Genomic DNA, 22,515 nt, shown 5'->3' with positions numbered 1-22,515 from the left:
TTCTCTCCGCGATCAGGCGTTGAAAGGCATGTTGAAGGCTTTCAACAGCGCCTTCGCTTCGGCATCGACCTTGGTCGAGGTGCAGATGATGATGTCCATCCCCAGCACTTCGTCGACCTTGTCGAAATCGATCTCCGGGAACACGATATGTTCCTTGAGACCCATGGCGAAGTTGCCACGGCCGTCGAACGACGGTTTCACACCGCGGAAGTCGCGCACGCGCGGCAAAGCGATGTTGATCAGACGGTCGAGGAATTCATACATCCGGTCACCGCGCAGGGTCACCTTGCAGCCCAGCGGCATCTCTTCACGGACGCGGAACCCGGCGATCGAGTTCTTGGCCTTGGTGATGACAGCCTTCTGACCGGCGATGAGCGTCAGCTCCTCGGCGGCTTGCTTGACTTTCTTGGTGTCCTTGACGGCTTCGCCGACGCCCATGTTCAGGCAGATCTTTTCGATCTTCGGGATCTGCATCTCGTTGCCGTAGCCGAACTGCTCTTTCATCGCAGCGCGGATGGTCGAGAAGTAGAGCGCCTTGAGACGCGGGGTATAGGTGGCTTGGTCGAGCATCAGATCGCCTCCCCGGTGGTCTTGGCAAAACGGACCTTCTTGCCATCGGCTTCGATGCGGAAGCCGACGCGGGTCGCCTTGCCGTTCGCGTCGATCAGCGAGAGGTTCGACAGGTCGATCGGCATCGCCTTCGGCGTGCGGCCGCCCTGAGCGGTCGCGGTCTGACGCTGATGGCGGATCGCCATGTTCACGCCATCGACGATCGCCTTGTTGTCCTTGGGCATGACAGCGGTGATTTCACCTTGCTTGCCCTTGTCCTTGCCGGTGAGCACGACGACCTTGTCGCCCTTGCGGAGTTTCGCAGCCATCACAGCACCTCCGGCGCAAGCGAGATGATCTTCATGAAGTTCTTCGCGCGCAGCTCACGAACGACCGGCCCGAAGATACGGGTGCCGACCGGTTCGCCCTGGTTGTTCAGGATGACGGCGGCGTTGCGGTCGAAGCGGATGGCGGTGCCATCTTCGCGACGGACTTCCTTGGCGGTGCGCACGACAACGGCCTTGCGGACGTCGCCCTTCTTCACGCGGCCTTTCGGAATCGCCTCCTTGACCGACACCACGATGATGTCGCCCACGGATGCGTAGCGGCGGTGCGAGCCGCCCAGAACCTTGATGCACTGAACTCGGCGCGCGCCAGAGTTGTCAGCGACATCCAGATTGGTCTGCATCTGGATCATGTTGTTACTCCCGACCTTTGGGAACGCCTATGCAGGTAGCCGTCCCAGGGTTTCGATGAACTGAACGTTCATCGCCGGGCCTGATTGCTCAGGCCTCGACGACGACCGTCCAGCGTTTCGTCTTCGAGATCGGCGCACATTCCTCGATGCGGACGGTGTCACCGGTCTTGAATTGGTTCAGCGCGTCATGCGCGCGGTATTTCTTCGATTTCCGCACCGTTTTTTGCAGCAGCGGATGCTTGAAGCGGCGTTCCACGAGGACAGTGATCGTCTGATCGTTCTTGTCCGAGGTCACGACCCCTTGAAGGATACGTTTGGGCATCGGAAGTCTCCTTACTTCGCGGCTTCAGCAGCTTTTTGGTTCAGCACCGTCTTCACACGGGCAACGTCACGACGGACGGCGCGCATGCGGGCGGTGTTTTCCAGCTGGTTGGTGGCGGCCTGGAAGCGGAGGTTGAAGGCTTCCTTTTTCAGCGCAACAAGCGCGTCGCGAAGCTCGTCAGGCGTCTTCGCCTTGAGATCTTGGGCTTTCATCCCAGGGTTCCTTGTCTGGCACCGGAAGGCCCCGCTTGGGTGTTTGCACACGCTTGGGGTGACCCTTGGTCCGGTGGGTTATGTCAGCCACGGCCGATTCCCGAAGGGACCGGCGCGCGGATGCCGCTGCCTACAGGAAAGCGCCCCGCGGGGCAAGCCCCGAATGCGGGCTCAGCGCGGATCGCAAAACAGCGCGACAAGGGGCGCGAGGGCGCGAAAATCGCGCTTGTGCCGCAGCGGCCGGGTCAGCACGCCGATCAGCGCCAGAACCGGGCGCAACAGCCGCATCCGCTGCACCGCCCCCGCCCAGATCCCCTGCGCATCCTGCCGGCAATAGGCGTCGCGGGCGGCCAGAACCGCGGCATCGACCGCGCCCGTCTCGGCGCAAAGATCAAAGAAGAAGATCAGCAGATCGCGGATATGACCGCTGCGGGTGTTCTGGGTCACCCGGTATTTTTCCAGGTCGATGAAGGTGATGCGGCCGTCCTGCCAGCAGATGTCGCACAGGTTCGGCCGACCGTGGCTGTAGCCCGCCCCGTGCAACCGTGCCAGCGCCTCGGCCGCGGCCACGAGAGCCGCCCGCACCCCCGGGTCCTGCGGCCCCGCCGCCCGCAACAGGCTGCGCACCGTCGGACCGGCATCGGCCAGAACGAAGTGATCGGGACCGCTGGCCAGAACCTTGGGAAAGGGCAGATGCGCATCCTGCAGGCTCAGATAGGCTCGCCGCTCGGTCTCGAACAGACGCCGCGGGTCGCCCTTTTGCAGCCGCAGCCGCAGCCCGACATGTTCGGCCCGCTTCACCCATCCGGGCTGGCCGGACACCACCGTTCTTTCGATGCGACCCGCCGACACGGCCCCGTCTCCCTGCATGACCCGGCAAGGATCGGGCAGTTCGCCGCGCCGCGCAATCGGCAACCGTCATCAAGTCGTCACATTCGCGGGAGCGCCCGGAATGGAAAAGGCCCCGCCGTTCCCGGCGGGGCCCAATTCTGTCGCAAGGACCGGAGAGATTACCAGTCTTCGCGGGCGACGATGCGGGTCAGCACCGGAAGCTTGTTCGCGCCAAGGCGCAGGGCTTCACGGGCGATCGGCTCCGGCACGCCGTCGATCTCGAACATGATGCGGCCCGGTTTGACCTTGCACGCCCAGAAATCGACAGAGCCTTTGCCTTTACCCATCCGGACTTCGGTCGGCTTCGACGAGACCGGAACATCGGGGAACACCCGGATCCAGACCCGGCCCTGACGTTTCATGTGACGGGTGATCGCGCGGCGGGCCGCTTCGATCTGACGGGCCGTCACACGCTCCGGCTCGGTCGCCTTGAGGGCGAAGGAACCGAAGTTCAGGTTGAAGCCGCCCTTGGCCTCACCATGAATGCGGCCCTTGTGCTGTTTGCGGAATTTCGTCCGTTTCGGTTGCAGCATGGTTCACACTCCTCAGCGAGCGTCGCGGTCGCGACGCGGACCACGCGGCGCCGGGCCATCCTGGGCTTCGGCGGCTTTGCGGTCACGGGCCTGCGGATCATGTTCCATGATCTCGCCTTTGAAGATCCAGACCTTGACGCCGATGATCCCATAGGGGGTCATGGCCTCGTCCAGCGCGTAGTCGATGTCGGCACGCAGGGTGTGCAGCGGCACGCGGCCTTCACGGTACCATTCGGTGCGGGCGATCTCGGCGCCACCAAGGCGGCCCGAAACGTTGACCCGGATGCCAAGGGCGCCCATGCGCATCGCGTTCTGCACGGCCCGTTTCATCGCGCGGCGGAACGACACCCGACGCTCGAGCTGCTGGCAGATCGATTCCGACACCAGCTGCGCATCAAGCTCCGGCTTGCGGACTTCGACGATGTTCAGGTGCAGTTCCGAAGCGGTGAAATTCGCCAGCTTCTTGCGCAGGGTCTCGATATCGGCGCCTTTTTTGCCGATGATGACACCCGGGCGCGCGGCGTGGATCGTGACGCGGCACTTCTTGTGCGGACGTTCGATGATCACGCGGGCAATACCGGCCTGCTTCGCCTCTTCATGGATGAACTCGCGCATGCGCAGGTCTTCCAGAAGCAGGTTGCCGTAGTCTTTCGATTCGGCGAACCAGCGGCTGTCCCAGGTGCGGTTGACCTGGAGACGCATCCCGATGGGGTTGACCTTCTGACCCATTACGCACGCTCCTCGACTTGACGCACCTTGATGGTGATTTCCGAAAACGGCTTCATGATCTTGCCGAACCGGCCACGCGCCCGCGGACGGCCACGCTTCATCACGAGGTTCTTGCCGACCCAGGCTTCGGCAACCACCAGGTTGTCGACGTCCAGGCCGTGGTTGTTTTCGGCGTTCGCGATCGCCGATTGCAGGCACTTGCGCACGTCTTCGGCGATCCGCTTCTTCGAGAAGGTCAGATCGGCCAGAGCCTTCTCGACCTTCTTGCCACGGATCAGCGCGGCGACGAGGTTCAGTTTCTGCGGCGAGGTGCGCAGCATCTTCGCTTTCGCGAAGGCTTCGTTGTCCGCCACGCGGCGCGGATTTTGTTCCTTACCCATGGCGATTACTTCCTCTTCGCTTTCTTGTCGGCGGCGTGACCGTAATAGGTCCGGGTCGGCGAATATTCACCGAACTTCTGACCGATCATCTCCTCGGTGACGTTCACCGGGATATGCTTCTGGCCGTTGTAAACGCCAAAGGTGAGGCCGACAAACTGCGGCAGGATGGTGGAGCGACGCGACCAGATCTTGATGACGTCCGATTTGCCCGAAGCCCGAGCCTTTTCCGCTTTCTTCAGCAGATAGGCATCGACGAAGGGGCCTTTCCAGAGAGAACGTGCCATAGGTTAGCGACCCTTCTTCTTGGCGTGACGCGACCGCAGGATATACTTGTCGGTCTGCTTGTTCGACCGGGTCTTCTTGCCCTTGGTGTCCTTGCCCCAGGGCGTCACCGGCGTCCGGCCACCCGAGGTCCGGCCTTCACCACCGCCATGCGGGTGGTCGATCGGGTTCATCGCAACACCGCGAACGGTCGGGCGGATGCCCATGTGGCGACGACGCCCGGCCTTGCCGAGGTTCTGATTGCTGTGGTCGGCGTTCGACACGGCCCCGATGGTCGCCATGCATTCCTGACGCACAAGGCGCAGTTCGCCCGACGACAGACGGATCTGGGCATAGCCCCCGTCACGGCCGACGAATTGGGCGTAGGTCCCGGCAGCGCGCGCCAGCTGGCCGCCCTTGCCCGGTTTCAGTTCCACGTTGTGCACGATCGTGCCGATCGGCATGCCCGAGAAGGGCATCGCATTGCCCGGCTTGATGTCCTGCTTCAGGCCAGCGATGACGGTGTCACCCACGGCAAGGCGCTGCGGCGCGAGGATATAGGCCAGTTCGCCGTCGGTGTATTTCACCAGCGCGATGAAGGCGGTGCGGTTCGGGTCATATTCGATCCGTTCGACCGTGGCGGCGACGTCGAATTTGCGACGTTTGAAGTCGACGATCCGGTAGAGACGCTTCGCGCCACCACCCTTGTGCCACATCGTGACGCGTCCGGTGTTGTTCCGACCGCCCGTTTTCGTCAGACCCTCGGTGAGGGCTTTGACGGGGCGACCTTTCCAAAGCTCCGAACGGTCGATCAGAACCAGTCCACGCTGGCCAGGCGTCGTCGGCTTATACGACTTGAGTGCCATGCTCTCTGTCTTCCGTTGCTTTGGACCTGTCAGGTCCGTTGCGTAAGGGGCGCCGTAGCTCCCCGAGTTAAAAAATCACCGGCCCCGGACGAATCCGGGGCCGAGCGACTGGCGGGGCATAGCAGGGTTGGGTTGGGGTGGCAAGTGGGGACAACACTCTCAGCCAGAGCTGAGCACACCTCACGCACGCACGATAATCTCGATCTGATCCACCGAAACCCCGAGACTTTCAGCCAGCATCCCTTTTGCCTGCCGAATGGTCAACGCCTGACCGCCAACATCGACCTCTTCGTCTTCATCAAGAGGATCGACAACATCCTCGAGTTCCTCAACCTCTCCAGCCGCGATCTGCCCGATACTGATCCGACTATAGCTCCAGACAAACCGCGACGGAGACCCACGGCGCCCCACCAGGAATTCGCCGCACCCCGCCACCTCAAGGGAGCGCGCCAACGCCACGGCAGCAGATCGAGAAATATCGATCACCTGCATCACTCTCTCCACCCTAGTCTCCGTGACGTCTCGCTTCTTCTCCGCACACCAGTCGAAGAAACGTTTCGCATTTTCATCCGAGGCATAGAGCGCGCGGACTGCGGCAACGACGCCAGTATCAATAGTGTCCATCATTGAATTTTTCCTCTCAAAACGAGGCCCTCACAAGGCCACACCACATCATATGACACACCTTTGCACCAAAGTCAACCTTTACGAGTCCTTATACCGTAACAAGGGGTCATTTTTGCGGTTTAATGGCTTTATATATCCACTCTAAATTTTTAAGCCGAGACTTTCTGGCTTTCCGATCTTAAAAAATATTTCCCACACAAACAAAAAGGCCCCCGCTTGCGCGAGGGCCTTTCCTGTTCTCACATCGAACCGATCAGAGGCCGGTCGAAACGTCGATCGTCTGACCGTCTTCCAGCGTCACATAGGCTTTCTTCACGTCCGAGCGCACGCCGGGGCGGCCCTTGAAACGCTTGGTCTTGCCTTTGGTGATGGTGGTGTTGACCGCCTTCACCTTGACGCCGAAGAGCGCTTCCACGGCTTCCTTGATCAGCGGTTTCGTCGCCGTCTTGGTCACCTGGAAGACGACCGCACCAGCCTCCGAGGCCATGGTGGCCTTTTCGGTGATGATCGGCTTCACGATCACGTCGTAATGTTCGGGTTTCGCGCTCATTTCAGGCGAGCCTCCAGAGCTTCGACACCCGCCTTCGTGATCACCAGCGTGTCACGCTTCAGGATGTCATAGACGTTGGCGCCCATGGTCGGCAGCACGTCGATGCCGTCGAGGTTGCGCGCCGCCAGAGCGAAGTTCTCGTTGACCGAGGCGCCGTCGATGACCAGGACCTTTTTCCAGCCCAGTTCCTTCGCGGCTTTCGCCAGAAGGGCGGTTTTCGCTTCGGCCATGTCGGCCGCTTCGATCACCACGAGGCTGCCCGATTTCGCCTTGGCCGAGAGCGCATGGCGCAGGCCGAGGGCACGGAACTTCTTGGTCAGGTCATGGGCGTGCGACCGCGGGGTCGGGCCCTTGTAGACGCCACCGTGACGGAAGATCGGCGCCTTTTTGGACCCGTGACGCGCGCCACCGGTGCCTTTTTGGCGGTAGATCTTCTTGGTCGAGTAGCTGACCTCCGACTTGCCCAGCACCGAGTGGGTGCCAGCCTGGGCCTTGGCCCGTTGCCAGCGCACGACGCGGTGCAGGATGTCGGCGCGCGGCTCGAGGCCGAACAGCGCTTCGTCCAGCTCGATCGAGCCGGCGGTGCCGCCGTCAAGCTTGATCACATCGAGTTTCATGCTTCACCCCCTTCGACCGAGACTTCTTCGGCCGGAGCAGCAGCGCCTTTCAGCGCGGCGGGAAGCGGCAGATCGGCCGGGGCCGGTTTCTTCACCGCGTCCTTGATCGTGACCCAGCCGCCCTTGGCGCCCGGAACCGACCCTTTGACCATGATCAGGCCACGGGCGGCGTCGGTGCGAACGACTTGCAGGTTCTGCGTGGTGACACGCACGGCCCCCAGATGGCCAGCCATCTTCTTGCCCTTGAACACCTTGCCCGGGTCCTGGCACTGGCCGGTCGACCCGTGCGAGCGGTGCGAGACCGACACACCGTGCGAGGCCCGCAGACCACCGAAGTTGTGACGCTTCATGGCACCGGCAAAGCCCTTACCGATCGAGGTCCCGGCGATGTCGACATGCTGACCGGCAAGGTAATGCTCGGCCGAGATCTCGGCGCCGATTTCGATCAGGTTTTCGGGCGACACGCGGAATTCCGCCAGCTTGCGCTTGGGCGCCACATTCGCTTTCGCGAAATGGCCGCGCATCGCGGCGGTGGTGCGCTTGGCTTTCGCCTCGCCCGCACCCAGTTGCACCGCGGTATAGCCGTCGGTTTCCACGGTGCGCTGCGCCACAACCTGCAGGTTGTCAAGCAGCAGCACGGTCACCGGAACCTGCTTGCCGTCTTCGAGGAACAGCCGGGTCATGCCCAGCTTCTTGGCGATAACACCAGAACGCATGTGCCCGCTCCTCAGACTTTGATCTCGACGTCCACGCCAGCCGCGAGGTCGAGCTTCATCAGCGCGTCCACGGTTTGCGGGGTCGGATCGACGATGTCGAGAAGACGCTTGTGCGTGCGGATTTCCCACTGGTCGCGCGACTTCTTGTCGATGTGCGGACCACGGAGAACCGTGAATTTCTCGATTTTGTTGGGCAGCGGGATCGGCCCGCGGACCTGTGCACCCGTGCGCTTCGCGGTGTTCACGATTTCCTGGGTGCTGGCATCCAGCACGCGGTAATCGAACGCCTTGAGCCGGATGCGAATGTTTTGACCAGACATGCAGTCTTCCCTTTTCGCAGGGCTTTCAAGTTGAGAGGCAGACCCCGCCGCATGCGACGCCTGCATCGAACCGTAATCTTGGCAGATCAGGCCGTGGCCCTACGGGAGCCCCCCGAGTCTGTCAAGAGCAAAAGGAGCGCCCGGGGGCGCTCCTTCCGATTTCGTTCAAAAAGACCGGCAGGTCTTACTTGATGATCTTGGACACGACGCCGGCGCCGACGGTGCGGCCGCCTTCGCGGATGGCGAAGCGCAGTTTTTCTTCCATCGCGATCGGGGCGATCAGTTCGACTTCGAACTTCAGGTTGTCGCCCGGCATCACCATTTCCGTGCCTTCCGGCAGCTTCACCGTCCCGGTCACGTCCGTCGTGCGGAAGTAGAATTGCGGACGGTAGTTCGCAAAGAACGGCGTGTGACGGCCGCCTTCTTCCTTCGTCAGGATATAGGCTTCGGCTTCGAAATGGGTGTGCGGCGTCACCGATTTCGGCTTGCACAGCACCTGACCACGTTCCACGCCGTCACGGTCGATGCCGCGCAGCAGAACGCCGACGTTGTCGCCCGCCTCGCCGCGATCCAAGAGCTTGCGGAACATCTCGACGCCGGTGCAGGTCGATTTCTTGGTTTCGCGGATGCCCACGATCTCAAGTTCGTCGCCCACGTTCACAACGCCACGCTCCACTCGGCCGGTCACAACCGTGCCGCGGCCCGAGATCGAGAACACGTCTTCGATCGGCATCAGGAACGGCTGGTCCACCGCACGCGCCGGGGTCGGGATGTATTCGTCCACCGCCTTCAGCAGCGCATGGATCGAATCCTCGCCGATCTCCTTGCGCTCGCCGATCATCGCCTGGTGCGCCGAGCCCTTGATGATCGGAATGTCGTCGCCCGGATATTCGTAGGACGAGAACAGTTCGCGGATTTCCATCTCGACGAGCTCCAGAAGCTCTTCGTCATCCACGAGGTCGACCTTGTTCATGTAGCAAACCATGTACGGAATGCCCACCTGACGGCCGAGCAGGATGTGCTCGCGCGTTTGCGGCATCGGGCCGTCCGAGGCCGCGCAAACCAGAATCGCGCCGTCCATCTGCGCCGCGCCGGTGATCATGTTCTTCACATAGTCGGCGTGGCCGGGGCAGTCGACGTGCGCATAGTGGCGGCTCGCCGTTTCGTATTCCACGTGCGCGGTCGAGATCGTGATCCCGCGGGCACGTTCTTCCGGCGCACCGTCGATCTGGTCATAGGCGCGGAATTCGCCGTAGTATTTCGTGATCGCCGCCGTCAGCGTCGTCTTGCCGTGGTCAACGTGGCCGATCGTGCCGATATTCACGTGCGGTTTCGTCCGTTCAAACTTTGCCTTTGCCATGGTGGCAACTCCTTGTGTTCGGGGTCGGTGGCCTCACGCCACCGAAGAAGGAAAAGGGTGCGTGGCTGCCCACGCACCGCCGTTACGCGTGTTTCTTCTGGATCTCGGCCGAGATGTTGTCCGGCACGGTGTCGTAATGGTCGAACTCCATCGAGAACACGGCCCGGCCCGAGGACATCGAGCGCAGCGTGTTGATGTAGCCGAACATGTTCGCCAGCGGCACCATCGCATTGATGACGTTCGCATTGCCGCGGCTGTCCTGGCCGTTGATCATGCCCCGACGCGAGGTCAGGTCGCCGATGACGCCGCCGGTGTATTCTTCCGGGGTCACCACTTCGACTTTCATGATCGGCTCGAGCAGCTTCGCACCGGCCTTTTTCAGACCTTCGCGCATCGCGGCGCGCGCGGCGATTTCGAAGGCCAGAACCGAGGAGTCGACGTCGTGGAAGGCACCGTCGATCAGCGCCACCTTGAAGTCGATCACCGGGAAGCCCGCCAGCGGACCGGAGTCCATCACCGACTTGATGCCCTTTTCGACGCCGGGGATGTATTCCTTCGGCACCGCACCGCCCACGATCTTGCTTTCGAACGAATAGCCTTCGCCCGGTTCGGTCGGCGTGATCACCAGCTTCACGCGCGCGAACTGGCCGGTGCCCCCGGTCTGTTTCTTGTGCGTGTAGTCGATTTCATGCTCGCGCGAGATCGTTTCGCGGTAAGCCACCTGCGGCGCACCGATATTCGCCTCGACCTTGAACTCGCGACGCATGCGGTCGACGAGGATGTCGAGGTGAAGTTCGCCCATGCCCTTCATGATCGTCTGACCCGATTCGAGATCGGTTTCGACGCGGAAGGACGGGTCTTCGGCAGCCAGACGGGCCAAAGCGATGCCCATCTTTTCCTGGTCGGCCTTGGTCTTCGGTTCCACCGCGATCTCGATCACCGGGACCGGGAAGGTCATGGTTTCCAGAACGACCGGCGCGGACGGATCGCACAGCGTGTCCCCGGTGGTGGTTTCCTTCAGACCGCCAAGCGCGATGATGTCGCCCGCAAACGCTTCGGTGATTTCCTCGCGTTCGATGGCATGCATCATCATCATGCGGCCAACGCGCTCGCGGCGCTGCTTGGTCGCGTTCATCATCGCATCGCCTTTGGCCAGCTTGCCCGAATAGATCCGGGTGAAGGTCAGCGAACCGACGAAGGGGTCGTTCATGATCTTGAACGCCAGACCCGAGAAGGGCTGCGCATCATCGGCCGAACGGGCGATGTTGCGGGTTTCCGTCTCGTCGCCCGGCGCGAAGCCCATGTAGGGCGGCACGTCGAGCGGGCTCGGCAGATAGTCGACCACGGCGTTCAGAAGCGGCTGCACGCCCTTGTTCTTGAACGACGACCCGGCCAGAACCGGGATGAAGTCGATGGCCAGCGTGCCCTTGCGGATCAGCTTGCGCAGCGTTTCCTCGTCGGGCTCGTTGCCCTCGAGGTAGGCTTCCATCGCGTCATCGTCCTGACCGACGGCGGTTTCCAGAAGGTTCAGACGCCATTCTTCGGCTTCGTCCTTCAGTTCCGCACGGATCGGCTGACGCTTCCACGACGCGCCAAGGTCTTCGCCCTCATAGACCCATTCTTCCATGGTCACGAGGTCGATGATGCCTTCCAGCTTGTCTTCCGCGCCGATCGGCAGGACGATCGGCATGGCGTTGGCGCCGGTCCGGTCCTTGATCATGCGGACGCATTTGAAGAAGTCGGCGCCGGTCTTGTCCATCTTGTTGACGAACACGATCCGCGGAACCTTGTAGCGGTCAGCCTGACGCCACACGGTTTCGGTCTGCGGTTCCACGCCGGCGTTGCCGTCGAGCAGAACCACGGCCCCGTCAAGCACCGCCAGCGACCGTTCGACTTCGATGGTGAAGTCGACGTGGCCGGGGGTGTCGATGATGTTGAAGCGGAACTTCGTCGACTTGTCGCCCACGCCCGAGGACGGGTCGATCTGGCGGTTCCAGAACGTGGTGGTCGCCGCCGAGGTGATGGTGATCCCGCGTTCCTGTTCCTGCTCCATCCAGTCCATCGTCGCGGCCCCGTCATGGACCTCGCCGATCTTGTGCGACTTGCCGGTGTAATACAGGATGCGTTCCGACGTCGTGGTCTTGCCCGCGTCGATGTGGGCAATGATCCCGAAGTTGCGGTAACGCTCCAGCGGATATTCGCGTGCCATGATGACCCCTTACCAGCGATAATGGCTGAACGCTTTGTTCGCGTCGGCCATCTTGTGGGTGTCTTCCCGTTTCTTCACCGCCGAGCCGCGCGAGTTCATGGCATCCAGCAGTTCACCCGCCAGACGTTCTTCCATGGTGTTCTCGTTGCGGTTCTTCGCGGCGTTGATCAGCCAGCGGATCGCCAGCGCCTCGCGGCGGGTCGGACGCACTTCGACCGGCACCTGATAGGTGGCACCGCCGACGCGACGCGAACGCACTTCGACCGAAGGCTTCACGTTGTCGAGCGCCTCGTGGAACACTTCCACGGGGGCGCGCTTGGCGCGGGTCTCGACGCGCTCGAGCGCGCTGTAGACGATCCGTTCCGCGACCGACTTCTTGCCGTCGATCATCAGGTTGTTCATGAATTTGGTCAGCACGCGATCGCCATATTTGGCGTCGGGCAGCACTTCGCGCTTTTCAGCTGCGTGACGACGAGACATCTGGTGATCTCCTTATTTCGGACGCTTGGCGCCGTATTTCGAACGACGCTGGCGACGGTCTTTGACGCCCTGGGTATCCAGCACACCGCGCAGGATGTGGTAACGGACACCCGGAAGGTCTTTCACCCGGCCGCCGCGGATGAGCACGACAGAGTGCTCTTGCAGGTTGTGCTTTTCGCCCGGGATGTAGGAGATGACCTCGAAGCCATTCGTCAGGCGGACCTTGGCCACCTTACGCATAGCGGAGTTCGGTTTCTTCGGCGTCGTGGTGTACACGCGCGTGCACACGCCCCGCTTTTGCGGGCACGACTGAAGGTGCTGCGACTTGCTGCGCTGCACCTTGGGCTGCCGCGGTTTGCGGATCAGCTGCTGGATCGTCGGCATTCGGTTCCCCGTTCTGCTGTCAATACTCGCACCCCTGCGGGTGCGCCACTTCTCGACGACGCGTCGCGCCCATCGCGAAACGCCAAAACCGTCCGGGCTGCCCGAAGGCGGCCGAACGGGTGATATCCAGAGGAGCGGGTTATGGGACCCGGACCATCACCACTGAAGATCGAATGCCCGCGGGCAGGTCTGTCCGCGGATGGCGGGGCTATAGGCGCTTGTGCCCCCCTTGTCAACCGCCGCCCCCCGTGCCCCTCAGGTGCCGATCATCAGCCGTTCGATCGTGTCGAAGTCGAAGCCGAATTTCTGCGCAAGCAGCACCGCGGCGCGCTGCGGATCGACCGCCTCCATGCTGCCCGAGAAATGCGGATTCGACTTGTTGTCCCGGTGCAAGGTGCGCAGATAGACAATGTCTTGCTGATCCATCCAGGTATTGTGCACCTGACCCAGCGCGCGGTGGTTGTAGGCATAGATATTGCCCGCGAAAGACACCGGCGCCAGCAGCGCGGTGCCGATCGAGAGCGGCGTGCGTTCGACCGCGCGCTGATAGCTTGTGCCCTTTTTCGAATAGGTCAGGTAAAGCCCGCGATTGAAGGAAATGCCGATCGGCTCGTCCTTGTCGGGAATCGTGTGGACCTTGGCCGCCAGCGCGCGCAGCGTCGCGATGAATTTCAGGTTCACCGCATCGTCGTCATCCAGCCGGAAGGTGGTGCGATGGGTGAAGCCTTCGCTCGACACTTCGGCGAAGGCCTCGCGGATGCCCTGATAGTGATTCATCGGCGGCTTTTCGACGATCCGCACGAAGGGCAGCCCATCCAACAACTTGTCGAGCCGCTTGCGCCATTTTTTCGGGAAATCCCGCGCCACCAGAAAGATGCAGGTGAAATCCGGATCGGTCTGCGCCTTCAGCACCGGCAGGCAGATCCCCTCGAACAGGCGAAACCGGCGTTCCAGCCGGGCCTCGTCGAACAGAAAGGCCTTCATGTCCTCGACCGTCTCGAAGCCGGGGTAGAAATCGCCGGTGGTGACAAAGGAAAACCGGATCAACCCGACGATCTGATTGCGAAATTCTGGCGACAAGACACTGGCTCCCGTTCTGACGCGGGCAGGATTTCCGCTTCGCTCCCACGGGTCAAGGCAAAAGAAAGCCCCCGCGCAGGGCTGCTGCGCGGGGGCCTTTATCGTGTCAGGGGATCACTCGCGGCTTTCGGGGGTTTCCACCGGGCCGAAGTCATCCTCGTCATAGGCGCTTTCGATCGGGGCGGCCAGCGCGGCGGCATCGACCGCCTCGGCGCGCCGGGCCTCGATCACCTTGCTGTCACGCTCGGCGGCGATCTTGCGCACGCGGGTGGTGGCGCCACCCGTGCCCGCCGGGATCAGACGGCCGACGATCACGTTTTCCTTCAGGCCGACAAGCTTGTCGCGCTTGCCCTGCACCGAGGCTTCCGTCAGCACGCGGGTCGTTTCCTGGAACGAGGCCGCCGAGATGAAGGACCGCGTCTGCAAGGACGCCTTGGTGATCCCGAGCAGCACCGGCTCGCCCGTCGCCGGACGGCCGCCACGGGCTTCGACCTTCGCATTCTCCTCGTCGAACTCCGACTTGTCGATGTTCTCGCCCTTGAGAAGCGTGGTGTCGCCGCTGTCGAGGATCTCGATCTTCTGCAGCATCTGCCGCACGATCACCTCGATGTGCTTGTCGTTGATCTTCACGCCCTGCAGCCGGTAAACGTCCTGCACTTCGTCGATGAGATAGTCGGCCAGAGCCTCGATCCCCATGATGCGCAGGATGTCATGCGGCGCCGGGTTGCCGTCCATGATGTAGTCGCCCTTCTGCACGAAGTCGCCTTCCTGCACCGGGATGTGCTTGCCTTTCGGCACCATGTATTCGACCGGCTCCAGCCCGTCTTGCGACGGCTCGATGGTGATGCGGCGCTTGTTCTTGTAGTCCTTGCCAAAGCGCACGTAGCCATCGAGTTCGGCGATGATCGCGTGATCCTTCGGACGACGGGCTTCGAACAGTTCCGCCACGCGGGGAAGACCCCCGGTGATGTCCTTGGTCTTGGCGCCTTCGCGCGGGATCCGCGCCACCACGTCCCCGGCCTTCACATCCTGCCCGTCCTCGATCGACAGAATCGCATCGACCGACATCGGATAGGTGACCGGATTGCCCGCGTCGTTGCGCACCGGCTCGCCGTCCGCGTTGACGATGATCACCTCGGGCTTCAGATCGTTGCCGCGCGGCGCCGAGCGCCAGTCGGACACGATCTTCTGCGTCATGCCGGTGGCTTCGTCGGTCTCCTCGCGCACCGAGATGCCCGAGACGAGGTCGACGAACTTCGCCACACCGGCTTTTTCCGCGATGATCGGCAGGGTATAGGGGTCCCATTCGAACAGTTTGGTGCCGCGTTTGACCGCGTCGCCATCCTTGACGAAGATCTTCGAACCGTAGCTGAGCTTGTGGCTCGCCCGTTCCTCGCCCTGATCCGAAACGATCGCCAGCTGCATGTTGCGGCCCATGACGATCTGCTCGCCCGCGTCGTTGATCAGCAGGTTGGTGTTGCGGAACTCGATCTTGCCCTCTTGGCTCGCTTCCAGGAACGACTGCTGACCACCCTGCGCGATGCCGCCGATGTGGAAGGTCCGCATCGTCAGCTGCGTGCCCGGTTCGCCGATCGACTGCGCCGCGATGATGCCCACCGCTTCGCCCTGGTTCACCAGCGTGCCGCGCGCCAGGTCGCGACCGTAGCACAGCGCGCAAACGCCCTCTTCGGCTTCGCAGGTCAGCGCCGAGCGGATGCGGATCGACTGGATCGCATTTTGCTCGATCAGGTCGGCCTTGCGTTCGTCGATCAGCTCGTTCTTGCGCACCAGCACCTCGTCGGTGCCCGGAACCAGAACGTCATCGGCGGCGACACGGCCCAGCACCCGTTCCGACAGCGGCGCGACGACTTCACCATCGTTCACGGCCGCCGAAGCGGTGATCGCGCGTTCGGTGCCGCAATCGTGCGAGCGCACGATGCAGTCCTGCGCCACGTCCACCAGACGACGGGTCAGATAGCCCGAGTTCGCCGTCTTCAGCGCGGTATCGGCCAGACCCTTGCGGGCGCCGTGGGTCGAGTTGAAGTATTCAAGAACGGTCAGACCTTCCTTGAAGTTCGAGATGATCGGAGTCTCGATGATCTCGCCCGAGGGCTTGGCCATCAGGCCGCGCATGCCCCCCAGCTGTTTCATCTGCGCGGGCGAACCCCGCGCCCCGGAGTGGGACATCATGTAAACCGAGTTCGGTTCTTTCTCCATGCCCGCATCGTCGACACGGACCGCAGAAATTTCCTTCATCATCTCGGCCGCGACGGCATCCGAGCATTTCGACCAGGCATCGACGACCTTGTTGTATTTCTCACCCTGGGTGATCAGGCCGTCCATGTATTGCTGTTCGAATTCCTTCACCTGATCGCGGACACCGTCCACGATTTCCCATTTGCGTTCCGGAATGAGCATGTCGTCCTTGCCGAACGAGATGCCCGCCTTGAACGCTTCGCGGAAGCCCAGACCCATGATCTGGTCGCAGAAGATCACCGACTCTTTCTGACCGCAGTAGCGGTAGACGGTGTCGATGACGTTCTGCACGTCTTTCTTCCGCAGCGGGCGGTTCACCAGATCGAAGGGCGCCTTGGCGTTCAGCGGCAGCAGCGCGCCCAGACGGATCCGGCCCGGGGTGGTGTCATAGCGCTTCCAGACCTCGTTGCCCTCGTCGTCGATCTGCTTGATCCGGGCCTTCACCTTGGCGTGCAGGTGCACGACGCCCGAGGTCAGCGCATGTTCGACTTCCTCGACCGAGGCGAAGACCATGCCTTCGCCCGGCATGCCCTTGCGCTCCATCGTGGTGTAGTAAAGCCCAAGGATCATGTCCTGCGACGGAACGATGATCGGGCTGCCGTTCGCGGGCGACAGCACGTTGTTCGTCGACATCATCAGCACGCGCGCTTCCAGCTGGGCCTCAAGGCTCAGCGGAACGTGCACGGCCATCTGGTCACCGTCGAAGTCGGCGTTGAAGGCCGAGCAGACGAGCGGGTGCAGCTGGATCGCCTTGCCCTCGATCAGGATCGGCTCAAACGCCTGAATGCCCAGACGGTGCAGCGTCGGCGCGCGGTTCAGCAGAACCGGGTGTTCGCGGATCACCTCGTCCAGGATATCCCAAACCTCGGGACGCTCTTTCTCGACCAGTTTCTTCGCCTGTTTCACCGTGCTCGACAGGCCCTTGGCTTCAAGGCGCGAGTAGATGAAGGGCTTGAACAGTTCGAGCGCCATCTTCTTCGGCAGGCCGCATTGATGCAGCTTCAGTTCCGGCCCTGTCACGATGACCGACCGGCCCGAGAAGTCGACGCGCTTGCCGAGCAGGTTCTGACGGAACCGGCCCTGCTTGCCCTTGAGCATGTCGGACAGCGATTTCAGCGGCCGCTTGTTGGTGCCGGTGATGACGCGACCGCGACGACCGTTGTCGAACAGAGCGTCAACGGCTTCCTGCAGCATCCGCTTTTCGTTGCGCACGATGATATCGGGCGCCCGCAGCTCGATCAGCCGTTTCAGACGGTTGTTCCGGTTGATCACGCGACGATAAAGGTCGTTCAGGTCGGAGGTCGCGAACCGGCCGCCATCGAGCGGCACCAGCGGGCGCAGTTCCGGCGGAATCACCGGCAGCACCGTCAGGATCATCCACTCGGGACGGTTCTTCGATTCCAGGAAGCTCTCGACGATCTTCAGCCGCTTGATGATCTTCTTCGGCTTGAGTTCCCCGGTGGCTTCCTTCAGCTCCTCGCGCAGCGTTTCCGCAGTGGTCTCAAGGTCGATCGCGGCGAGCATTTCGCGGATCGCTTCCGCGCCGATATTGGCGGTGAAAGCGTCGGCGCCGAACTGGTCCTGCGCATCCAGATATTCGTCCTCGGTCAGAAGCTGACCATAGGACAGCTCCGTCAGACCGGGTTCGATCACGACGTAGTTTTCGAAATAGAGGATGCGTTCCAGATCCCGCAGCGTCATGTCGAGCATCAGGCCGATGCGCGAGGGCAGCGATTTCAGGAACCAGATATGCGCGACCGGCGAGGCCAGCTCGATATGGCCCATGCGCTCGCGGCGGACCTTTTGCAGCGTGACTTCAACGCCGCATTTTTCGCAGACGACGCCGCGATATTTCATCCGCTTGTATTTGCCGCACAGGCATTCGTAATCCTTGATCGGCCCGAAGATGCGGGCGCAGAACAGGCCGTCGCGCTCGGGCTTGAAGGTCCGGTAGTTGATCGTCTCGGGCTTCTTGATCTCGCCATAGGACCACGAGAGAATCCGTTCCGGCGAGGCCAGCGAGATCTTGATCTCGTCAAAGGCCTTCGGCTGCGCCAGCGGGTTGAACGGGTTGTTGTTGGTGATTTCCTGGTTCATCAGATCTTTCCTTGCGTGAGGTCAGAGGGGGGTGGTGAGCGCTTTCGCGCTCACTCTTCCTCCGAATCCAGGAGTTCCATGTTGAGGCCGAGGCCCCGCACTTCCTTGACAAGCACGTTGAACGATTCCGGCACGCCGGCCTCGAAGTTGTCCTCGCCCTTGACGATGCTTTCGTAGACCTTGGTCCGGCCCGCGACGTCGTCCGACTTCACCGTCAGCATCTCCTGCAGGGTGTAGGCGGCGCCGTAAGCTTCCAGAGCCCAGACCTCCATCTCCCCCAGACGCTGACCGCCGAACTGCGCCTTGCCGCCCAAAGGTTGCTGAGTGACGAGCGAGTACGGCCCGGTCGAGCGCGCGTGCATCTTGTCGTCCACAAGGTGGTGCAGCTTGAGGAAGTATTTCACGCCCACGGTGACCGGACGGGCGAATTGCTCGCCGGTGCGGCCGTCGAAGACGATGGATTGGCCCGACTTGTTGAAGCCCGCGCGGATCAGCGCATCGTTCACATCGGCTTCCTTGGCCCCGTCAAAGACCGGCGTGGCGATCGGAACGCCGCCGCGCACCTGTTCGGCGCATTCGACGAAACGGTCGTTCTCCATCTCGGCAAAGACCGCCTCGTAGGTCTCGTCGCCATAGCCGTGACGCATTTCCTCGCGCACCGGGGTCAGGTCGCCGTTGCGACGATAGGCTTTCAGCGCCTCGTCGATCCGGATGCCCAGACCACGGCTGGCCCAACCCATGTGGGTTTCCAGGATCTGCCCGACGTTCATCCGCGACGGCACGCCGAGCGGGTTCAGCACCAGATCGACCGGGGTGCCATCGGCCAGGAAGGGCATGTCCTCGATCGGAACGACCTTCGACACCACACCCTTGTTGCCGTGACGACCGGCCATCTTGTCGCCCGCTTGCAGCTTGCGCTTCACCGCGACGAAGACCTTGACCATCTTCATCACGCCGGGGGGCAGATCGTCGCCCTGACGGACTTTCTCCACCTTGTCATCGAAGCGATGCTCAAGGGCGCGTTTCTGCGCGTCGAACTGGTCGTTCAGCGCTTCCACTTCCTTGGCATCGGCTTCGTTTTCCAGCGCCAGCTGCCACCACTGGCCACGCGACAGCGAGGCAAGCAGCTCTTCGGTGATTTCCGACCCGGCCTTGATCGAGGTGTTCTTCGGCCCTTTGACCGTCACCTTGCCCAGGATCAGCGTTTTCAGACGCGCGTAGATGTTGCGTTCCAAAATCGCCATCTCGTCGTCGCGGTCGCGGGCGAGACGTTCGATTTCTTCCCGCTCGATCTGCAGCGCGCGTTCGTCCTTGTCCACACCATGACGGTTGAAGACGCGGACTTCGACGATCGTGCCATAGGCGCCCGGCGGCAGACGCAGCGAGGTATCCCGCACGTCCGATGCCTTTTCGCCGAAGATGGCGCGCAGAAGTTTTTCTTCCGGCGTCATCGGGCTTTCGCCCTTCGGCGTGATCTTGCCCACAAGGATATCGCCAGGCCCCACTTCGGCGCCGATATAGACGATACCCGCTTCGTCAAGGTTGCGCAAAGCCTCCTCGCCGACGTTCGGGATGTCGCGGGTGATCTCTTCCGGCCCGAGTTTCGTGTCGCGCGCCGCCACTTCGTATTCTTCGATGTGGATCGAGGTGAACACGTCATCGCGGTGGATGCGTTCCGAAATCAGGATCGAGTCTTCGTAGTTGTAGCCGTTCCAGGGCATGAAGGCGACGACCACGTTGCGGCCAAGTGCCAGTTCGCCCTGATCGGTCGAGGGACCGTCAGCAACCACCTGCCCCTTGGACACCACGTCGCCCACCTTGACGATCGGACGCTGGTTGATCGTCGAGGATTGGTTCGAGCGTTTGAACTTGCGCAGACGGTAGATATCGACGCCCGCATCGCCCATGCCGATGTCTTCGTTCGCCCGGATAACGATCCGCGACGCATCGACCTGATCCACGATCCCGCCGCGGCGGGCCATGATGGCCGCGCCCGAATCGCGCGCAACGGTCGCTTCCATGCCGGTGCCGACAAAGGGCGCCTCGTTGCGCAGAAGCGGAACCGCCTGACGTTGCATGTTCGAACCCATCAGGGCGCGGTTGGCGTCGTCGTTTTCAAGGAAGGGGATCAGCGCCGCGGCGACCGAAACCAGCTGTTTCGGCGACACGTCAATCAGGTCCACCGCCTCGACCGGGTTGAGCATGAATTCGCCCGATTGCCGGGTCGACACCAGATCGTTGACGAACTTGCCGTTCTCGTCGAGCGTGGCGTTCGCCTGCGCGATGGTGTGGCGCATCTCTTCCGTGGCCGACATGTAGATGACTTCATCGGTCACCTGCCCCTCGACCACCTTGCGATAGGGGGTCTCGATGAAGCCGTATTTGTTGACCCGGGCGAAGGTCGCCAGCGAGTTGATCAGACCGATGTTCTGACCTTCGGGCGTTTCAATCGGGCACATCCGGCCATAGTGGGTCGGGTGAACGTCGCGGACCTCGAAGCCCGCGCGTTCGCGGGTCAGACCGCCCGGCCCGAGCGCCGAAAGACGCCGCTTGTGCGTGACTTCCGAAAGCGGGTTCGTCTGGTCCATGAACTGCGACAGCTGCGAGGAGCCGAAGAATTCGCGCACCGCGGCCGCGGCCGGTTTCGCGTTGATCAGATCTTGCGGCATCACCGTGTCGATCTCGACCGAGGACATGCGTTCCTTGATCGCGCGTTCCATGCGCAAAAGGCCGACGCGATACTGGTTTTCCATCAGCTCGCCGACCGAGCGCACACGGCGGTTGCCGAGGTGGTCGATATCGTCGATCTCGCCCTTGCCGTCGCGCAGCTCCACCAGCCCCTTGATGCAGGAGATGATGTCTTCGCGGCGCAGGGTGCGCTGGGTGTCCGGCGCATCCAGATCCAGACGCATGTTCATCTTCACCCGGCCCACGGCCGAGAGGTCATAGCGTTCGCTATCGAAGAACAGCGTGTCGAACATCGACGACGCGGCTTCGACGGTCGGCGGCTCACCCGGACGCATGACGCGGTAGATGTCCATCAGCGCGCCATCGCGGCCCATGTTCTTGTCCGCCGCCATCGTGTTGCGGATGTAGGGGCCGACGTTGATGTTGTCGATGTCGAGGCAGGGGATCTCGGTGATGCCGTTATCGAGCAGCGTCTTCACCGAACCGCCGACCAGCTGGCCGTCCCGGTCATATTCCGCCGTCAGCTCGTCGCCCGCTTCGATATAGATGTAGCCGGTGCGCTCGTTGATGATGTCCTTGGCGCAGTAGCGGCCCAGGATGTGGTCGAACGGCAAGAGCAGTTCGGTCACCTTGGCTTCATCGAGCCATTTCTTCACCATCCGCGGCGTGACCTTTTCGCCCGCCTTCAGGATCACTTCGCCGGTGGCGGCGTCGATCATGTCATAGGTCGGACGGGTGCCGCGGGCGCGTTCGGGGAAGAATTTCGACACCCAGCCGCGCTTGCCCTCGGCGCGGAACATGACGGTGTTGTAATAGGCATCCATGATGCCTTCCTGATCGAGACCGAGCGCATAAAGCAGCGTCGTCACCGGCAGCTTGCGGCGACGGTCGATGCGCGCGAACACCAGATCCTTGGCGTCGAATTCGAAATCCAGCCACGAGCCGCGATAGGGAATGATCCGGCAGGCGAACAGAAGCTTGCCCGAGGAATGGGTCTTGCCGCGGTCATGGTCGAAGAACACACCGGGCGAACGGTGCATCTGCGAGACGATGACCCGTTCGGTGCCGTTGACGATGAAGGTGCCGTTCGGCGTCATCAGGGGCATGTCGCCCATGTAGACGTCCTGTTCCTTGATGTCCTTGACCGACCGCGCCCCGGTGGTTTCATCGACATCGAACACGATCAGACGCAGCGTCACCTTGAGCGGCGCCGAATAGGTCAGATCGCGGCTCATGCATTCGTCGACGTCATATTTCGGCTTTTCGAGTTCGTATTTCACGAATTCGAGAATCGCGTTGTCATTGAAGTCCTTGATCGGGAAGACCGACTGGAAGACGCCCTGAATGCCCTCGCCATCCAGCGGCTTGTCGGCATCGCCCGAGCGCAGGAACAGGTCGTAGGAGGCCTTCTGAACCTCGATCAGGTTCGGCATTTCCAGAACTTCGCGGATTTTGCCGTAGTAGCGGCGGATACGCTTCTGACCAACGTAAGCTTGAGCCATGCTCGTCGTGACCTTTCGTCTCTTCGCGGGTGTGCCTCGTCGGGGCCCGATGCACGCCGCTTGCGAATGGGGGGCGGTTCCATACCTGCCTTCCGTCCCACCGGAAGGCTCCCGAACCGACCCTGCCTTGGGAAAGGGTTTCGCAAAACCCCTTGCCGAGACAGGTGCGGCTGGGCTCGGGCAAGCCCG

23 protein-coding genes are annotated in these 22,515 nt (G+C 62.2%); all 23 read right to left on the bottom strand.

Features of this window, described 5'->3' with window-relative positions:
• Positions 1–12: 12 nt before the first annotated feature.
• The 23 genes from rplE to rpoB all read right to left on the bottom strand — a co-directional run bounded on the left by rplE (position 13) and on the right by rpoB (position 22,326).
• Complete coding sequence (rplE, locus tag ACTTAG_RS01695) at positions 13–570, bottom strand: 50S ribosomal protein L5 (protein WP_444463890.1); 558 nt, start codon at positions 568–570, stop codon at positions 13–15.
• Positions 570–878: a 50S ribosomal protein L24 gene (gene rplX / locus ACTTAG_RS01690; RefSeq protein ID WP_444463889.1), complete on the bottom strand. Its 309-nt coding sequence runs from the start codon at positions 876–878 to the stop codon at positions 570–572. The genes rplE and rplX overlap by 1 nt, the downstream gene beginning before the upstream one ends.
• The gene (gene rplN / locus ACTTAG_RS01685) at positions 878–1,246 is read right to left on the bottom strand and encodes a 50S ribosomal protein L14 (protein ID WP_013066055.1); all 369 of its coding nucleotides are present in this window, start codon (positions 1,244–1,246) and stop codon (positions 878–880) included. The genes rplX and rplN overlap by 1 nt, the downstream gene beginning before the upstream one ends.
• Before the next feature lie 88 nt (positions 1,247–1,334).
• A complete protein-coding gene (gene rpsQ, locus ACTTAG_RS01680; protein WP_013066054.1) occupies positions 1,335–1,568 on the bottom strand; it encodes a 30S ribosomal protein S17 in 234 nt (77 codons plus the stop codon).
• Between the two features lie 11 nt (positions 1,569–1,579).
• Positions 1,580–1,780, bottom strand: a complete 201-nt coding sequence (rpmC, locus tag ACTTAG_RS01675; protein ID WP_013066053.1) for a 50S ribosomal protein L29 — start codon at positions 1,778–1,780, stop codon at positions 1,580–1,582.
• A gap of 171 nt (positions 1,781–1,951) precedes the next feature.
• On the bottom strand, positions 1,952–2,632 hold the full coding sequence (locus ACTTAG_RS01670) for a hypothetical protein (RefSeq protein ID WP_444463888.1): 681 nt from the start codon (positions 2,630–2,632) through the stop codon (positions 1,952–1,954).
• Between the two features lie 158 nt (positions 2,633–2,790).
• Positions 2,791–3,204, bottom strand: coding sequence for a 50S ribosomal protein L16 (rplP, locus tag ACTTAG_RS01665; RefSeq protein WP_444463887.1), 414 nt, complete (start codon positions 3,202–3,204; stop codon positions 2,791–2,793).
• 12 nt (positions 3,205–3,216) lie between these two features.
• Positions 3,217–3,933, bottom strand: a complete 717-nt coding sequence (rpsC, locus tag ACTTAG_RS01660; RefSeq protein WP_444463886.1) for a 30S ribosomal protein S3 — start codon at positions 3,931–3,933, stop codon at positions 3,217–3,219.
• Positions 3,933–4,313, bottom strand: coding sequence for a 50S ribosomal protein L22 (gene rplV / locus ACTTAG_RS01655; RefSeq protein WP_013066049.1), 381 nt, complete (start codon positions 4,311–4,313; stop codon positions 3,933–3,935). The genes rpsC and rplV overlap by 1 nt, the downstream gene beginning before the upstream one ends.
• Positions 4,314–4,318: 5 nt before the next feature.
• Entirely contained in the window at positions 4,319–4,597 is a 279-nt protein-coding gene (gene rpsS, locus ACTTAG_RS01650; protein WP_055211973.1) for a 30S ribosomal protein S19, read from the bottom strand.
• 3 nt (positions 4,598–4,600) lie between these two features.
• Complete coding sequence (gene rplB, locus ACTTAG_RS01645; RefSeq protein ID WP_444463885.1) at positions 4,601–5,440, bottom strand: 50S ribosomal protein L2; 840 nt, start codon at positions 5,438–5,440, stop codon at positions 4,601–4,603.
• 180 nt (positions 5,441–5,620) lie between these two features.
• Positions 5,621–6,067, bottom strand: coding sequence for a hypothetical protein (locus tag ACTTAG_RS01640; RefSeq protein WP_444463884.1), 447 nt, complete (start codon positions 6,065–6,067; stop codon positions 5,621–5,623).
• Positions 6,068–6,320: 253 nt separating this feature from the next.
• Positions 6,321–6,617, bottom strand: a complete 297-nt coding sequence (locus tag ACTTAG_RS01635; protein WP_444463883.1) for a 50S ribosomal protein L23 — start codon at positions 6,615–6,617, stop codon at positions 6,321–6,323.
• Positions 6,614–7,234 (bottom strand): 50S ribosomal protein L4, encoded by a 621-nt coding sequence (gene rplD / locus ACTTAG_RS01630; protein ID WP_444453996.1) that lies wholly within the window; start codon positions 7,232–7,234, stop codon positions 6,614–6,616. The genes ACTTAG_RS01635 and rplD overlap by 4 nt, the downstream gene beginning before the upstream one ends.
• Positions 7,231–7,950: a 50S ribosomal protein L3 gene (gene rplC, locus ACTTAG_RS01625; RefSeq protein WP_444463882.1), complete on the bottom strand. Its 720-nt coding sequence runs from the start codon at positions 7,948–7,950 to the stop codon at positions 7,231–7,233. The genes rplD and rplC overlap by 4 nt, the downstream gene beginning before the upstream one ends.
• An 11-nt stretch (positions 7,951–7,961) precedes the next feature.
• Positions 7,962–8,270, bottom strand: a complete 309-nt coding sequence (gene rpsJ / locus ACTTAG_RS01620; RefSeq protein ID WP_013066043.1) for a 30S ribosomal protein S10 — start codon at positions 8,268–8,270, stop codon at positions 7,962–7,964.
• A gap of 184 nt (positions 8,271–8,454) precedes the next feature.
• Positions 8,455–9,630: an elongation factor Tu gene (gene tuf, locus ACTTAG_RS01615; protein ID WP_444463881.1), complete on the bottom strand. Its 1,176-nt coding sequence runs from the start codon at positions 9,628–9,630 to the stop codon at positions 8,455–8,457.
• 82 nt (positions 9,631–9,712) lie between these two features.
• The gene (gene fusA, locus ACTTAG_RS01610; RefSeq protein ID WP_444463880.1) at positions 9,713–11,839 is read right to left on the bottom strand and encodes an elongation factor G; all 2,127 of its coding nucleotides are present in this window, start codon (positions 11,837–11,839) and stop codon (positions 9,713–9,715) included.
• 9 nt (positions 11,840–11,848) lie between these two features.
• Positions 11,849–12,319, bottom strand: coding sequence for a 30S ribosomal protein S7 (gene rpsG, locus ACTTAG_RS01605; RefSeq protein WP_444463879.1), 471 nt, complete (start codon positions 12,317–12,319; stop codon positions 11,849–11,851).
• A gap of 12 nt (positions 12,320–12,331) precedes the next feature.
• The gene (rpsL, locus tag ACTTAG_RS01600) at positions 12,332–12,703 is read right to left on the bottom strand and encodes a 30S ribosomal protein S12 (RefSeq protein WP_010399029.1); all 372 of its coding nucleotides are present in this window, start codon (positions 12,701–12,703) and stop codon (positions 12,332–12,334) included.
• Positions 12,704–12,958: 255 nt separating this feature from the next.
• Positions 12,959–13,783 carry a glycosyltransferase gene (locus ACTTAG_RS01595; protein ID WP_444463878.1) on the bottom strand — a complete coding sequence of 275 codons (825 nt, stop codon included), beginning with the start codon at positions 13,781–13,783 and terminating at the stop codon, positions 12,959–12,961.
• Positions 13,784–13,897: 114 nt separating this feature from the next.
• A complete protein-coding gene (gene rpoC, locus ACTTAG_RS01590) occupies positions 13,898–18,136 on the bottom strand; it encodes a DNA-directed RNA polymerase subunit beta' (protein ID WP_444463877.1) in 4,239 nt (1,412 codons plus the stop codon).
• A gap of 50 nt (positions 18,137–18,186) precedes the next feature.
• On the bottom strand, positions 18,187–22,326 hold the full coding sequence (gene rpoB, locus ACTTAG_RS01585) for a DNA-directed RNA polymerase subunit beta (protein WP_444463876.1): 4,140 nt from the start codon (positions 22,324–22,326) through the stop codon (positions 18,187–18,189).
• Between the last annotated feature and the right edge of the window lie 189 nt (positions 22,327–22,515).

It is taken from the genome of Rhodobacter capsulatus (assembly GCF_052363185.1).
Taxonomy (GTDB): Bacteria; Pseudomonadota; Alphaproteobacteria; order Rhodobacterales; family Rhodobacteraceae; genus Rhodobacter; species Rhodobacter capsulatus_E.
This window is presented reverse-complemented; position numbering and strand designations above follow the sequence as displayed.